This is a genomic window from Bradyrhizobium sp. WBAH42 (assembly GCF_024585265.1).
Classification (GTDB): domain Bacteria; phylum Pseudomonadota; class Alphaproteobacteria; order Rhizobiales; family Xanthobacteraceae; genus Bradyrhizobium.
Genome location: NZ_CP036533.1, coordinates 5,271,213 through 5,285,250 on the forward strand (window position 1 = coordinate 5,271,213; position 14,038 = coordinate 5,285,250).

General features: G+C 66.7%; 10 protein-coding genes. 5 read left to right on the top strand and 5 right to left on the bottom strand.

Translation table 11 applies throughout. The annotated features are described in order from the left end of the window. Positions 1–7: 7 nt before the first annotated feature. Positions 8–961, bottom strand: coding sequence for an AEC family transporter (locus DCG74_RS24630; RefSeq protein WP_172783764.1), 954 nt, complete (start codon positions 959–961; stop codon positions 8–10). A 106-nt stretch (positions 962–1,067) separates the two neighbouring features. Here DCG74_RS24630 and hspQ point away from each other — a divergent pair, with 106 nt between their 5' ends. Beyond that, the gene (hspQ, locus tag DCG74_RS24635) at positions 1,068–1,400 is read left to right on the top strand and encodes a heat shock protein HspQ (protein WP_008564941.1); all 333 of its coding nucleotides are present in this window, start codon (positions 1,068–1,070) and stop codon (positions 1,398–1,400) included. A gap of 74 nt (positions 1,401–1,474) precedes the next feature. Here hspQ and DCG74_RS24640 read toward each other — a convergent pair whose 3' ends face one another. After that, positions 1,475–2,302: an invasion associated locus B family protein gene (locus DCG74_RS24640; RefSeq protein ID WP_172783763.1), complete on the bottom strand. Its 828-nt coding sequence runs from the start codon at positions 2,300–2,302 to the stop codon at positions 1,475–1,477. A 260-nt stretch (positions 2,303–2,562) separates the two neighbouring features. On the opposite strand from DCG74_RS24640, the gene DCG74_RS24645 reads away from it, so the two are divergent. From DCG74_RS24645 to DCG74_RS24655, 3 genes are all read left to right on the top strand, one after another. Further along, entirely contained in the window at positions 2,563–4,404 is a 1,842-nt protein-coding gene (locus tag DCG74_RS24645) for an extracellular solute-binding protein (RefSeq protein WP_172783829.1), read from the top strand. Between the two features lie 4 nt (positions 4,405–4,408). Then, a complete protein-coding gene (locus DCG74_RS24650) occupies positions 4,409–5,911 on the top strand; it encodes a class I adenylate-forming enzyme family protein (protein ID WP_172783762.1) in 1,503 nt (500 codons plus the stop codon). 86 nt (positions 5,912–5,997) lie between these two features. Beyond that, the gene (locus tag DCG74_RS24655; RefSeq protein ID WP_172783761.1) at positions 5,998–7,221 is read left to right on the top strand and encodes a GGDEF domain-containing protein; all 1,224 of its coding nucleotides are present in this window, start codon (positions 5,998–6,000) and stop codon (positions 7,219–7,221) included. 130 nt (positions 7,222–7,351) lie between these two features. Here DCG74_RS24655 and mfd read toward each other — a convergent pair whose 3' ends face one another. After that, positions 7,352–10,870: a transcription-repair coupling factor gene (gene mfd, locus DCG74_RS24660; protein WP_172783760.1), complete on the bottom strand. Its 3,519-nt coding sequence runs from the start codon at positions 10,868–10,870 to the stop codon at positions 7,352–7,354. Next, positions 10,867–11,157: a succinate dehydrogenase assembly factor 2 gene (locus DCG74_RS24665; RefSeq protein WP_172783759.1), complete on the bottom strand. Its 291-nt coding sequence runs from the start codon at positions 11,155–11,157 to the stop codon at positions 10,867–10,869. The genes mfd and DCG74_RS24665 overlap by 4 nt, the downstream gene beginning before the upstream one ends. Positions 11,158–11,414: 257 nt before the next feature. Here DCG74_RS24665 and recG point away from each other — a divergent pair, with 257 nt between their 5' ends. Further along, on the top strand, positions 11,415–13,523 hold the full coding sequence (recG, locus tag DCG74_RS24670) for an ATP-dependent DNA helicase RecG (protein WP_172783758.1): 2,109 nt from the start codon (positions 11,415–11,417) through the stop codon (positions 13,521–13,523). Positions 13,524–13,593: 70 nt separating this feature from the next. Here the strand turns inward: recG and DCG74_RS24675 are convergent, their stop codons facing one another. Further along, positions 13,594–13,965 carry a VOC family protein gene (locus tag DCG74_RS24675; protein ID WP_172783757.1) on the bottom strand — a complete coding sequence of 124 codons (372 nt, stop codon included), beginning with the start codon at positions 13,963–13,965 and terminating at the stop codon, positions 13,594–13,596. Between the last annotated feature and the right edge of the window lie 73 nt (positions 13,966–14,038).

Here is a 14,038-nt window from a genome sequence, read left to right on the forward strand (position 1 = left end):
AGCCCGCTTACGGAAACGCCAGCCGTCCCGTCTGGATCGCCCACATCACGCTGGTCAGCGTGACCACCGACGCGAAGGTGCCAAGCAGCACTGCGACGGAGGCGGATTCGATCCAGGCATCGTTCTGCCGGGCGATGACGAACACGTTGAGCGCCGGCGGCAGCGAGGCCATCAGCACGGCGGTGGCGGCCCAGGGCTGCGCGAACGGGCCGAACGCCAGCATCAGGGCGAACGCCGCGAGCGGATGGATCAGCAGCTTGACCGCGATCACGCCCGGCACCTCCCACGGCACCCGATCGAACGGACGGAGCGCCACGGTCACGCCGAGCACGAACAGCGCGGTCGGCGCGGCCGCGTTCTGCAGGAATGTGATGGTGCGGTCGAGCGCGACCGGCAGCTCGATATGCAATGCGGCCACCGCCGCGCCGAAGCACGCTGACATGATCAGCGGATTGAGCACGATCTGCTTGAGCACGACGCCGAAGGCGTGGACGAACGAGGGATGGTCGCGGTCGGACAGCTCGATCAAGAGCGGCACGATCGTGAACAGGAAGATGCTGTCGCAGCAGAAGATCAGCGCGGTCGGCGCGGCCGCCTTCGGCCCGAGCACCGCGAGCGCGAGGCCCGGGCCCATATAGCCGATATTGCCGTAGCCGCCGGAGAGGCCCGCAAGCGTCGCTTCGCGCAGCGTCAGCCGTCCGAAGAGCTTGCCGACAACCAGCGCCAGCGTGAATGCCGCAACCGTCGACAGCGTCGTCGCCACCAGGAACGGCGGATTGTTCAATTCCGAAAACGGCGTCTTCGACATGATCGCAAACAGCAGCGCCGGCAGCGACACGTAGAGCAGGAAGAAGTTCATCCAGGCGAGCCCCGATTCCGGGATGGACTTGACCTTGCCGCAGGCGAAACCGACGAAGATCAAGCCGAAATAAGGTAGCGCCAGATTGAGGATATCGACCATTGCTGAAGTTTTTTCTGAAGGCTTGGGGGCTATCCGTCCCGGAAACGAAGGTTAATTCCGGCTAAGGGCACTAGCATCGGCCACAATCCTGGTCTATCGACGGGGAATGATTAAAGCGCGGACCGCCAAATTCCAGATCGGACAGGTCGTTCGCCACCGGATCTTCTCGTTCCGGGGGGTGATCTTCGACATCGATCCGGAATTCAACAACACCGAGGAGTGGTGGCTGTCGATTCCCGAGGAGGTGCGGCCCCACAAGGACCAGCCGTTCTACCATCTGCTCGCGGAGAACGCTGAATCCGAATACGTCGCCTATGTCTCTGAGCAGAACCTGTTGCCGGATGATTCCGGCGAGCCGGTCCGGCATTCCCAGGTTGCGGAGATCTTCATCAAGGACAAGGCCGGCGGCTATCGCCCGCGCAATCCCTCGCTGAACTGATCGTCGCCGATCGGCGGCCAGCAAAAAAGGCGCTCGAACCGAGCGCCTTTTTCACGTCCGGGATTTGCTCCCGATTACTTCTGACCAGTCGGAGCCGCGCCGGGCGCGCCACCACCCTGCTGCTCGAGCTTCTTGCGCTGCTCGTCGGCCTTCTTCTGAAGCTCTTCCTGGAGCTTCTTCTGGGTTTCCTCGAACACCTTCGGATCGGTCGGCGGACCGTCATAGGCCTTCTGGAATTCGCCGGTGAGCGGCAGCGGCAAGGTCAGCGGCGCGCCGTTGGCGTTGATCGCCTGGACAACGAGATTCTGGCCCTTCTTCATGTTGTTGATGAGCTCGGGCGTGGCCTCATAGTCGGACATGCAGCCGTTCTGGAAGCAGATCACATAGGGCTGCTGCAGCGGCGCGTTGCTGTCGACGATGATGCGGGTGCCGTGCACGAGTTGCATGCCGAGCGGCAGCGTCACGCGCAGGATCTTCTTCGGCTCGCCTTCCGGCTCGATGATCACGGCCGCGATGACCGGCTGGCCCGATTCGATGCGGCCGTCCTTGCCGGTGAAGCAGACCTGCTTGGCATTGGCGTCCTGGCCCTTGAGGCAGAACTTGGTCCAGGGCGCGTAGATCAGCTGGATCTGCTGATCGGCGGGCTGGGCTGCGCCCTGCTGCGGGGCGCCTTGCTGCGCGGGAGCCTGCGGCGATGCTGCGGGCGCCGGAGCCTTGGGAGCTGCCTTGGGAGCCGCCTTCGGAGCCGGGGCCGGGGAGGCCTTGGGCGCAGCGGGTGCGCCGGGGGCCGGCGCAGGGGTCTGGGCCTCGGCGGCAAACGGAACGGCCAACGCCGTCGCCGTCAACAGGGCGAGAAGTCGCCCGCGCGGCCGGACGGACGCGGCCAAGTAACGGAAATTCATTGCGGAAAACCCTTTCTGAACGGGAAGTGCCCGAACCGCTCCGAAGCGCCGAACCTGGCCGCCTTGGGCGCGGCTCTCTTCCCGTCAATTGAGGCGGATAAGTGACGGGCTCGACGCTCTTGCGCGATTGGGTGCCTTCTTAACGTGGCCGACGAAAAGATCAATGCCGACAAGCGTCTTTGGCCGGTCTGGTGCAAAAGCCCCATCAAATTCCCTGTGATAAGATTCAGGCCCGCCGGTCCTCGAATCACCGTGTGCCGATGTTCATGTTCCAGCGCCTCTTCGAGGGCCCCGGCCTCCGCCTCTGTGCGCTTGCCCTTGCGCTTGGCGGGGTGTTGTCCGGCGCCGCGGCGGCCGAGGAGGCCCATGCGATCGCCATGCACGGCAAGCCGGCGAAGCCCGCCGATTTCAGCCACATGCCCTATGCCAACCCCGATGCCCCCAGGGGCGGCCGCCTGACCTGGGGTATTCTCGGCACCTTCGACAGCCTCAATCCCTTCATCGTCAGGGGATTGGCGGTGCAGCCGGTCCGCAACTACGTGGTCGAGAGCCTGCTGGCGCGCGGGCAGGACGAGCCGTTCACGCTTTACGGCCTGCTCGCCAGAACGGTCGAAACCAATGACGAGCGAAGCTTCGTCACCTTCCGTCTCGATCCCCGCGCCCGCTTCTCCGACGGCAAGCCCGTCACGGCCGAGGACGTGCTGTTCTCGTGGCTGCTGCTGCGCGACCGCGGCCGTCCCAATCACCGGCAGTATTACAGCAAGGTTGCGAAGGCCGAAGCGCCCGATCCTCTCACCGTCCGATTCGACTTAACCGGCGCCAACGACCGCGAGCTGCCGCTGATTCTCGGCCTGATGCCGATCCTGCCCAAGCACGCGATCGACGTCGCGACCTTCGAGGAAACGACGCTGACGGCCCCGCTCGGCTCGGGCCCCTATCGCGTCACGGCGGTGAAGCCGGGCGCCAGCGTGACGCTCACGCGCAATCCCGATTATTGGGGCCGCGACCTCGCCATCAATCGCGGGCTCTACAATTTCGACGAGATCAGGCTCGACTATTTTCGCGAGGCGAACGGCCAGTTCGAGGCATTCAAACGCGGCCTCTACGATTTCCGCGTCGAGCACGAGCCCTTGCGCTGGCACGACGGCTATGACTTTCCGGCCGCCAGAAGCGGCGAGGTGATCCGCGACACCGTCAAGCCCGGCATGCCGCAGCCGTCCGAATTCCTGGTGTTCAACACCCGCCGTCCGATCTTCGCCGACATCCGCGTGCGGCAGGCCCTGACGCTGCTGTTCGATTTCGAGCTGGTCAACCGCAGCTATTTCTTCGGGCTCTATTCGCGCGTGGCCGGCTATTTCGCCGGCTCGGAGCTGTCGGCCTATGGCAGGCCTGCCGATGCGCGCGAGCGCGAGCTGCTCAAACCGTTCGCCGCGCAGATCCCGCCCGACATTCTGGAGGGCAGCTACCGCCTGCCGGTCACCGACGGATCAGGCCGCGACCGCACCACGCTGCGCGCCGCGCTGAAGCTGCTGTCTGAGGCCGGCTACGATCTCGACGGCACCGCGCTGCGCAACCGCGCGACCAAGGCCCCCTTCACCTTCGAGATCATGGTCACGACGCGCGACCAGGAGCGCATCGCGCTCGCCTTCCAGCGCGACCTTAGGCGCGCCGGCATCGAGGCCAGCGTGCGCTCGGTCGATCCCGTGCAATTTGACCAGCGCCGGCTCGCCTATGAGTTCGACATGATCCAGAACCGCTGGGACCAGTCGCTGTCGCCCGGCAACGAGCAGTATTTCTATTGGGGCAGCGCGGCCGCGGACAATCCGGGCACGCGCAACTACATGGGCGCCAGGGATCCCGCCGTCGATGCCATGATCGCCGCCCTGCTCGAGGCCCGTGAACATACGGACTTCGTTTCGGCGGTGCGCGCGCTCGACCGCGTCCTGATCGCGGGCGTCTACACAATCCCGCTGTTTAACGTATCGGAGCAATGGATCGCGCGCTGGAATCGGATAGAACGGCCCAAGACCACCTCCCTCTCGGGCTATTTGCCGGAGACCTGGTGGTCGAAGGGGCAGCCGCAAGCTCATCAAGCGAAGTGACGCCGTGAACCAGCCAGCCGTATCGCCGACGCTCGACACATTGTTTCAGCGCACGCTGACGCGGCAGCCGCGGGCGACCGCCCTGCTCGATCCGCTCAACAAGGCGCGCATCACCGGGCACCAGCCGCGGCGGATGACCTATGCCGAGGCCGATACCGCCATCGAGGCGCTGTCGGCGCATTTCGTCGAATCGGGCCTGCCCGCCAATTCCGTCATCGCGATCCAGTTGCCCAACACGGTCGAGTTCGTGCTGACCGTGCTCGCCGCCCATCGCGCCGGCCTCGTCGTCGCGGTGCTGCCGCTGCTGTGGCGCCATGCGGAACTGACCGCCGCGCTCAACCGCACCGCCGCGCGGGCCATCGTCACCATGAGCACGGTCGATGGCGTCAGCTATGCCGATCTCGCCATGCACGCCGCGGCCGAGGCGTTCTCGATCCGGCACGTCTACGGCTTCGGAAGCGACCTGCCCGAAGGCATGGCTTCGCTCGACGACGTCCTGGCGCGCCCGCCCGGCACCACGCGCGCCGTGATTCAGGACGGCCGCAAGGCGGCCATGATCTCCTTCGATGTCACGGCGGAGGGCTTCCGGCCGGTGCCGCGGCCGCATTTCAGCCTGATCGCGGGCGGCCTTGCGATGTCGCTCGAAGCCGACATCAAGCAGGGCGCGACGGTGATGGCGGCGTTCACGCCAATGTCGTTCGCAGGGCTCGCCTCCTCGCTCGCGGTGTGGTTGCTCTCGGGCGGCACCCTGGCGCTGCATCATCCGTTCGAGAACGATGTGCTGGAGCAGCAGATCAACGAGCACGAATGCGAGGTGCTGATCGCGCCGGCGCAGCTCGCGCTGCGGCTCGGCGATGCCGACCTCGCGGCGCGGATGCCCACTTTGCGCAACGTCATCGGCCTGTGGCGCGCGCCCGAGCAGGTGGCGGCGAGCGATGCCTGGATCGCGCCGCACGCGCCGCTGACCGACGTCTATCTGTTCGGCGAGGCCGGTTTGTTCGGCGCCCGCCGCGGCGAGGACGGCATGCCGGTGCCGGTGATGCCGGGGCCGCACGGCGCCCCGCGCGAGCAGTCCGGCTCCTCCATCGCCGGCGAGATCCTGCTGACGCCGAAGGGCACGCTCGGCCTGCGCGGCGCGATGGTGCCGATCGCAGCCTACGCCCCGCCGCAGCCGGTCGGCGAGACGCTGACGCCGCAGCCGCCGCGCGACTATGTCGACACCGGCTATGCCGCGCGGCTCGACCGCCCGAGCGGCGCGATCTGCATCACCGCGCCGCCCTCCGGCATCATGGCCGTCGGCGGCTATCGCTTCCTGTCCAACGACCTGCAGGAATGGGCGCGCCGGCTCGGCCAGGGTGCCCTGCTCACGGCGCTGCCCGACCGGCTCTCGGGCCACCGGCTCGCCGGGCGCGCCCAGGACAATGCCCGCGCCCGCGAGGCGCTCAGCGAGCTCGGGCTTAACCCCCTGATGGTCGAGGCTTTTCGGGACCGCTCCGGGGCGGCCTAGGCGCGGTTTCAGCGCTTGCGTTGACGCAGCATTAAGGCGGCCAAACTAGATTGCGCGGCATCTGTTGCGTGATCTTGAGTGACTCGATGTCCCAGGCGGGCCCGATCCTGTTTGTGTCCGATGCCGAACGTCCCGCCGTCGTGGCGGCGCTGGACGAGGCCCGGCTCTTTCCCGTCGTCGACACCGACTGGACCAGCGCATCGCGCGCGGTCGACGAGGTGCAGCCGGCCGCGGTTCTCGCTGCGGTCCATGCCGGACACGAGCCGCATGTGACGCGGCTTGCTAAGAAGATCGCCGATCAATCGCCTTACCTGCCCTTCGTGGCCCTGGATGCGGCGGGCACGCTGCCGCTCAACGCCCTGCCCTTCTCCTCGCGCGGCGGCAATCCTGACCGGCTGATCGCGCGGCTCCGGGCTGCGCTGCGCGTGCGTACATTGCACGCAACGGTTCTGCGCCGGCTGCCCGAAGTGAAGTTCGCGCTGCCGCAAGGCGATCCCGTACGCGACGCCACAGTGCTCCTGATCGGCCGCGGCGCGGCCTATCCCGCGCTCTCCGTCGCGCTCGGCGAACGCATCGGCGTGGTCGGCGCGCTCTCGATCGAGGCCGCCGCAAAACACCTCAACACCCGCGATCTCGACGGCGTCGTGCTCGCCGAAGGTTTTACCGCGCGCGTGACCGATGCCTTCCTCACGGTGCTTACGGAGGACGCTCGATTTCGCAACCTGCCTGTGGTCGTCACCGCCCACCAGCTCACCCAAAGCTACGACCTGCCCAATCTCGAGCTGATCGCGGGCGAGCCGGCGAGGATCGCGGCTAACGCGCTGCCCCTGATCCACCAGCACGCCATGGAAGCGCAGCTGAGCCGCACCTTGCGCTCGATCGATGCCGGCGGCTGGCTCGATCCGCGCAGCGGCCTGCTCACGGTGGAAGCCTTCGCCCGTGATTTCGCCAAGGCAGTGGAGCAGACGCTCGCCCGCGGCGGCGGCCTCTCCGTCGCCCGCTTCGCCTTCGACCCCAACAATTCCCGCGCCCAGCTCGACGCCGCGCGCATTTTGAGCCGCCTGATGCGGCAGATGGATTTTGGCGCGGCGCAGAAGGACGGCTCGGTGATCGTGGTGTTCGCCGAGACCGACTTCCGCACCGCGCATATGATCGCCCGCCGCCTGTCGGCGGTGATGCGGCACACCTCGAACGGCAAGCACGAGATGCGCAGCGATCCCGTGGTCAGCGTGGACTCGCTGTCGCCCTCAGATACGGCAAGGTCCTTGCTGGCGCGGCTGTCGGCGGACGCGTCACGGGCGGCGTCGTAGTTTTTCGCGAGCTGCCAGCAACAACCACCGTCATTGCGAGCGCAGCGAAGCAATCCAGACTCTCTCCGCGGAGAGACTCTGGATTGCTTCGTCGCAAGGGCTCCTCGCAATGACGTGGTGAGAGCCGGGCCTACGCCGCTTTCTTGCTTTCCGCGAGCTGCGCCAGCTGCCGCATGATCTCCGTCGTGCCGGCGAGGCGCTCTTCCGGCGTTTCCCAGTCCTGCAGGAACACCACCTTCATGTCGGGCCGCACTTTGGCGGCCTGGCCGTGGCTGCGGATGAAGGTGACGAGGCGATCGGGATGGGCGAAGGAATTGTCGCGGAAGACGATGACGGCGCCCTTCGGGCCGGCGTCGATCTTCTCGACATTGGCCCGGCGGCAGAACGCCTTGATCGCGGCGACCTTGAACAGGTAGCGGACTTCGTCCGGCAGCACGCCGAAGCGGTCGCGCATCTCGGCGCCGAAATTCTCGATCTCCTCCTCGGTGTCGAGATCGGCGAGGCGCCGGTACAGCGACAACCGCACCGAGAGATCGCTGACGTAATCCTCCGGGATGAGCACGGGCATGCCGATAGTGATCGACGGCGACCAGCGGTCGGCGGCGGGCTCGGACACGCCGGCCTTGAGATTGACGATCGCCTCCTCCAGCATCGATTGATAGAGCTCGAAGCCGACCTCCTTGATGTGGCCGGACTGCTCCTCGCCCAAGAGATTGCCGGCGCCGCGAATGTCGAGGTCGTGCGAGGCGAGCTGGAAGCCGGCGCCCAGCGTCTCCAGCGATTGCAGCACGGTGAGCCGGCGCTCGGCCTGCGCCGTGATCTTCTGCTGCGCCGGCAGCGTGAACAGCGCGTAGGCCCGCAGCTTGGAGCGGCCGACGCGGCCGCGCAGCTGGTAGAGCTGGGCAAGGCCGAACATGTCGGCGCGATGCACGATCAGCGTGTTGGCGTTGGGAATGTCGAGGCCGGACTCGACGATCGTGGTCGACAAGAGAATGTCGAACTTGCCGTCGTAGAACGCGGTCATGATGTCCTCGATCACGGCGGGCGGCATCTGGCCGTGCGCGACCGCGACCTTCATCTCGGGCACGTTCTTGTCGAGGAAGTCCTTGACCTCGGCGAGATCGTCGATGCGCGGTACGACGTAGAACGCTTGGCCGCCGCGATAACGCTCGCGCAAGAGCGCCTCGCGGATCATCAAGGGATCGTGCGGGGCGACGAAGGTGCGCACCGCCAGGCGATCCACCGGGGGCGAGGCAATGATCGAGAGCTCGCGGACGCCGGTGAGTGCCAATTGCAACGTGCGCGGGATCGGGGTTGCCGACAGCGTCAGCACATGTACCTCGGCACGGAGCGCCTTCAACCGCTCCTTGTGGCTGACGCCGAAATGCTGCTCTTCGTCGACGATGAGCAGGCCAAGGTCGCGGAACTTGATCGTCTTGCCGAGCAGCGCATGGGTGCCGACGACGATGTCGACCGAGCCGTCGGCGATGCCCTTCTTGACCTCGTTGAGCTGCTTGGTCGGGATCAGGCGCGAGGCTTGCGCGACGTTGACAGGGAAGCCTTTGAAGCGCTCGGTGAAGGTCCGGTAATGCTGGCGCGCCAGCAGCGTGGTCGGCACCACGACCGCGACCTGCTTGCCGTCGAGCGCGACGGCAAAGGCGGCGCGTAGCGCTACCTCGGTCTTGCCGAAGCCGACGTCGCCGCAGATCAGGCGATCCATCGGGCGGCCCTTTTCGAGATCCTTCAGCGTGGACTCGATGGCGCCGAGCTGGTCCTCGGTCTCGTCATAGGGGAAGCGCGCGCAGAACTCATCGTAGACGCCCTGCTGCACCGGCAGCTTCGGCGCCTCGTGCAGCATGCGTTCGGCCGCGATCTTGATCAGCTCGCCCGCGATCTCGCGGATGCGGTTCTTGAGCTTCGCCTTGCGTGTCTGCCACCCCGAGCCACCGAGCTTATCCAGCTCGACCGTGGTTTGATCAGAGCCGTAACGCGACAGCAGCTCGATGTTCTCGACCGGAAGGAACAGCTTCGTCTCGGCCGCATAGTGCAGCTCGAGACAGTCATGCGGCGCGCCGGCAACGTCCAGCGTCTGCAGGCCGATGAACCGGCCGATGCCGTGATCGACGTGGACGACGATGTCGCCGGCGGTGAGGCTCGTCACCTCCGAGATGAAATTGTCGAGCTTGCGGCTGGCCTTGCGCGGCCGCACCAGGCGGTCGCCGAGAATATCCTGCTCGCTGATGACGGCGATCTCGTCGGTCTCGAAGCCGCTTTCGAGGCCGAGCACGGCGAGCATGGTCTCGTTGCGCGGCGTCGCCTGCACGGTCCGCCAGGAGTTGACGCTGGTGGTATGGGCGAGCTTGTGGTCGCGCAGCATCGAATTCATGCGGTCGCGCGAGCCCTCCGTCCACAGCGCGATCACGACCTTCTTGCGCTGCGCCTGCAGCGCCATGACGTGGCTGACGACGGACTCGAACACGTTGACATTGCTGTCGTTGCGCTCCGGCGCAAAGTCGCGGCCCTTGCGCGCGCCGGCATCGACGACTCCGGTGCCGTCGGTCGGCACCGAGAACGGCGTCAGCCGCGCCAGCGGGATCTCGCCGAGGCGCTTGCCCCATTCCTCCTCGGTCAGATACAGCCGGTCGGGCGGCAGCGGCTTGTAGATCGCGCCGCCGCCGGGATGCTCCATCGCCTCGCGCCTGGCCTCGTAATAATCGAGGATCTGCTTGAAGCGCTCGCGCACGGCATCCTCGGCCTGCGGCTCGATCGCGACGGATGCGCCTTGCAGGTAGTCGAACAGCGTATCCATCCGGTCCTGGAACAGCGGCAGCCAGTGCTCCATGCCGGGATGGCGACGGCCCTCGCTGACCGCTTCATACAGCGCATCGTCGCGCTCGGGCGCGCCGAACTCGGCGACATAGCCCATGCGGAATCTGCGGATGGTGTCGGTGACGAGCTGGAACTCCGAGACCGGCACGAGGTCGAGCGAGCGCATGTCGAGCAGCGTGCGCTGGGTCTCAGCATCGAAAGAGCGGATCGATTCCAGGCTGTCGCCGAAAAAGTCGAAGCGCACCGGCTGCTCGAGGCCGGCCGGAAACAGGTCCAGAATGCCGCCGCGCACGGCGTATTCGCCGGGCTCGCGCACGGTGGAGGAACGGTTGTAGCCGTTGTGCTCGAGCCAGGCCACGACGGTGTCCATCGGCACGACGTTGCCCGGCGCGACCGAGAGCGCCTGCGCCGCGACGAGCTCGCGCGCGGGCACGCGCTGCACCACCGCGTTCACCGTGGTCAGCACGATCAGCGGCTTGTCGCTGCCGGTGAGCGAGGCCAGCCGCGCCAGCGTGGTCAGGCGCTGCGCGAGAATGCCGCCATGTGGCGAGACACGGTCATAGGGTTGGCAATCCCAGGCAGGGAAGGTCAGCACCGGCAGATCGGGCGCGAAGAACCGCAGGGCCCGCTCGAGCGACTGCATGCGCCCGCCGTCGCGGCAGACGACCGCAAGGCTGACAGCCGGCTTCTTCGGCCGCGCCGCGATGGCACGGGCGAGATCGGAGACCACGAGCCCTTCGGCGCCTTCCGCGACATTGGCAAGCGTCAGCGCGCGGCCGGGCGTCAGCAGCTCGGCCGGAGATTTCATCCCTTGCTTCATAGATTGCCGTCCGCGATCGGAAACGCCTTGATGCGGGCAAACAGCGCGCCGGCGACGTCGGCCGGCAGCACCTTGTCACCGGTGATGGCGGCATAGAGATCGGGATCATTGACCTCGAGCAGGCGCTCGAGCTCGCCGAGCTCGGCGTCGGACAAATTGCCGATCTCGGCATCCGCGAACCGGCCGAGGACCAGGTCCATCTCGCGCGTGCCGCGGTGCCAGCAGCGGAACAGAAGCCGCTTGCGGCGGTCATCCAGCCCGCTGCTCGATCGTGTCGTTCCCGTCATGTCTCAAATCCAGTCAAACGCAGAAAGCCCGGACGTGCCGGGCGGGGGTGATATAGCCACTCAAGGTCCCCATGTCAGCCCTTTGTTATTGCAATTGTTTGGAGACCGTCATTGCCGGGCTTGCCGTCTTCGCAAAGCTTCGCCGGCCTGATATCGAAAGCCCGGCGAAGCCGTTTGCGGAGCCGGGACCCGGCAATCCATCGTCATTGAAAAGATGGATGCGCGGGTCAAGCCCGCGCATGACGAATGTTGCGAGAATGCGCCCCAGCCTGCTCAATCCGCTGTTTGCTCCCTTGACCAGCCTGCCCGGCGTCGGTCCGAAGCAGGACAAGCTGTTGCAGTACCTGCTCAGCCGCAGCGAGACGCCGCGGCTGGTCGATCTGCTCTTGCATCTGCCGAGCCAGGTCATCGACCGCCGCGCCCGGCCGAAGATCCGAGACGCGGCCGTTGGAACCATGGTGACGCTGGAGGTCACCGTCGATCGCCACCGCCCGCCTCCGCCGCGCAACGCGCGCGCGCCGTATCTGGTCTATGCACGCGACGATACCGGCGACGTCGTGCTGACCTTCTTTCGCGCCAAGCCGGGCTATGTCGAGAAGCTGCTGCCGATGGGCGCGAAGCGCTACGTCTCCGGCACGCTGCAGATGTATGACGGCATCCCGCAGATCGTGCATCCCGACCGCGTGCTCGACGAGGAGGCGATCTCGAAGCTGTCGGGGATCGACCCGGTCTATCCGCTGACGGAAGGGCTCGCGCTGGGCTCGCTCCGCCGCTCGATCGCGCAGGCGCTGCAAAAGCTTCCCGCTTTGCCGGAATGGATCAGCCCGGAGGTGCTGCGCCGCTGCGACTTCCCGCCGATCGCGGAAGCGCTCAATCGCGTGCACCAGCCGGTCGAGCTGACCGACATCTTGCCCGACCGGCCGTTCTGGTCGCGCCTCGCCTTCGACGAACTGCTGGCCGGCCAGCTCGCGCTTGCCCTGATCCGCGCGCAGCTGCGCCGCCCCGCCGGCGTGCGCAATGCCGGCGACGGGCATCTGCGCAACAAGATCATCGACGCCCTGCCTTACGCGCTGACACCATCCCAGCGCAGCGCTGCGGCGGCGATCGCCGAAGACCTGAAGCAGCCGGTGCGCATGCTGCGCCTGCTGCAGGGTGACGTCGGCTCCGGCAAGACCGTGGTGGCGCTGCTCGCTGCCGCCGCGGTCGCCGAGGTCGGCAAGCAGGCCGCGCTGATGGCCCCGACCGAAATCCTGGCGCGCCAGCACATCAAGACCATCGCCCCACTCGCGGAGCGCGCGGGATTGCGCGTTGCCATTCTCACCGGCCGCGAGAAGGGCAAGGAACGGCGCGAGATCATCACTGAGCTCGCCGCGGGCGAGATCGACCTGCTCGTCGGCACCCATGCGCTGATCCAGGACGATGTCGTCTTCAGGGATCTCGCGCTCGCCATCGTCGACGAACAGCACCGTTTCGGCGTGCGCGAGCGCCTTGCGCTGACGTCCAAGGGCGAAGCCGTCGACGTGCTGGTGCTGAGCGCAACCCCGATCCCGCGCACGCTGGTGCTGACCTATTTCGGCGACATGGACATTTCCGAACTGCGCGAGAAGCCGGCCGGTCGCCAGCCGATCGATACCCGCGCCGTGCCGATGAGCCGGATCAGCGAGGTCATGGAAGGCGTCGGCCGCGCGCTCGAAGCCGGCAAGCTAGTCTACTGGATCTGCCCGCTGGTCGAGGAATCCGAGGCCGAGGGCACCGAGCATCTCACCAACGCGACCAAGCGGTTCGAGACCCTGCAAAAACGTTTCGGCGACCGCGTCGGCCTCGTCCACGGCCAGATGAAGGGCACCGAGAAGGACCGCGTCATGAGCCAGTTCGCCGCCCACGAGATCGGCCTCCTGGTCGCCACCACCGTGGTCGAGGTCGGCGTCGACGTCCCGGCCGCGACCATCATGGTGATCGAGAACGCCGAGCGTTTCGGTCTTGCCCAGCTGCACCAGCTCCGCGGCCGCATCGGACGCGGCTCGGAGGCGTCAACTTGCATCCTGCTCTATGGCGAGCCGCTCGGCGAGATGTCGAAGGCGCGCCTGAAAGTGATCCGCGAGACCACCGACGGCTTCCGCATCGCCGAGGAAGATTTGAAGCTGCGCGGCGAAGGCGACGTGCTGGGCGTGCGCCAGAGCGGCCTGCCCGGCTACCGCATCGCGCGCCCGGAGGTGCACGGCCAGCTGATCGCCCAAGCCAGAGACGAGGCGCTTCGGATCCTCAAAGAGGATCCGAAGCTGAAAGGCGAGCGCGGCGAGGCGCTGCGCTCCCTGCTGTATCTGTACGAACGGGACGAAGCGATCCCGTTGATCGGGGCGGGTTAGGCCACGAAGCCTTGGGGCCGGCCGACGCGCACATGCTCGGCCGAGGCGACGGCGATCCAGCTCCGCGGGCTCATGCAGCCTCCGGCGCGAATACGCGCAAGCGGTGACCATCCGGATCGAGCGCGACGAAGGTCGTGCCGAAGTCCATCCGGGTCGGCGCCTGGGCGATCGCAAGTCCGCCCCTTTTCCAGGCCGTGTGTGTTTCCTCCACGGCGGCCGCGTCGCTGACCGTAAACGCCACCTCGCTGCTGCCGGGCTGTCCCGCGGTCTTCGGTTCGACGGTGGCGCGCGACCACAATCCGAGCATCACGCCGTCACGCAACGGCAGCATGGCAAATGTCGGCGACTGCTCGATGATCGGGATACCCAATAGCTCGCTGTAGAACTTGGCGCTTGCCGCCGGGCTTTCGACATGGAGCAGCAGGAAGCTGAAGTCTGGCATGTGAGGTCTCCTCGTTCGGCGCTCGGTGACGTGAGCGCGACGTAGAAACCTATAGCTCGGCATGCTGTCAGTT

What these genes read in the sequence shown, in the direction of transcription:
- DCG74_RS24645 (WP_172783829.1), top strand. Translation starts at nt 2,563, where the DNA reads ATGTTCATGTTCCAGCGCCTCTTCGAGGGCCCCGGCCTCCGCCTCTGT.
- recG (WP_172783758.1), top strand. Translation starts at nt 11,415, where the DNA reads ATGCGCCCCAGCCTGCTCAATCCGCTGTTTGCTCCCTTGACCAGCCTG.
- DCG74_RS24630 (WP_172783764.1), bottom strand. Translation starts at nt 961, where the DNA reads ATGGTCGATATCCTCAATCTGGCGCTACCTTATTTCGGCTTGATCTTC.
- DCG74_RS24675 (WP_172783757.1), bottom strand. Translation starts at nt 13,965, where the DNA reads ATGCCAGACTTCAGCTTCCTGCTGCTCCATGTCGAAAGCCCGGCGGCA.
- hspQ (WP_008564941.1), top strand. Translation starts at nt 1,068, where the DNA reads ATGATTAAAGCGCGGACCGCCAAATTCCAGATCGGACAGGTCGTTCGC.
- DCG74_RS24655 (WP_172783761.1), top strand. Translation starts at nt 5,998, where the DNA reads ATGTCCCAGGCGGGCCCGATCCTGTTTGTGTCCGATGCCGAACGTCCC.
- mfd (WP_172783760.1), bottom strand. Translation starts at nt 10,870, where the DNA reads ATGAAGCAAGGGATGAAATCTCCGGCCGAGCTGCTGACGCCCGGCCGC.
- DCG74_RS24640 (WP_172783763.1), bottom strand. Translation starts at nt 2,302, where the DNA reads ATGAATTTCCGTTACTTGGCCGCGTCCGTCCGGCCGCGCGGGCGACTT.
- DCG74_RS24665 (WP_172783759.1), bottom strand. Translation starts at nt 11,157, where the DNA reads ATGACGGGAACGACACGATCGAGCAGCGGGCTGGATGACCGCCGCAAG.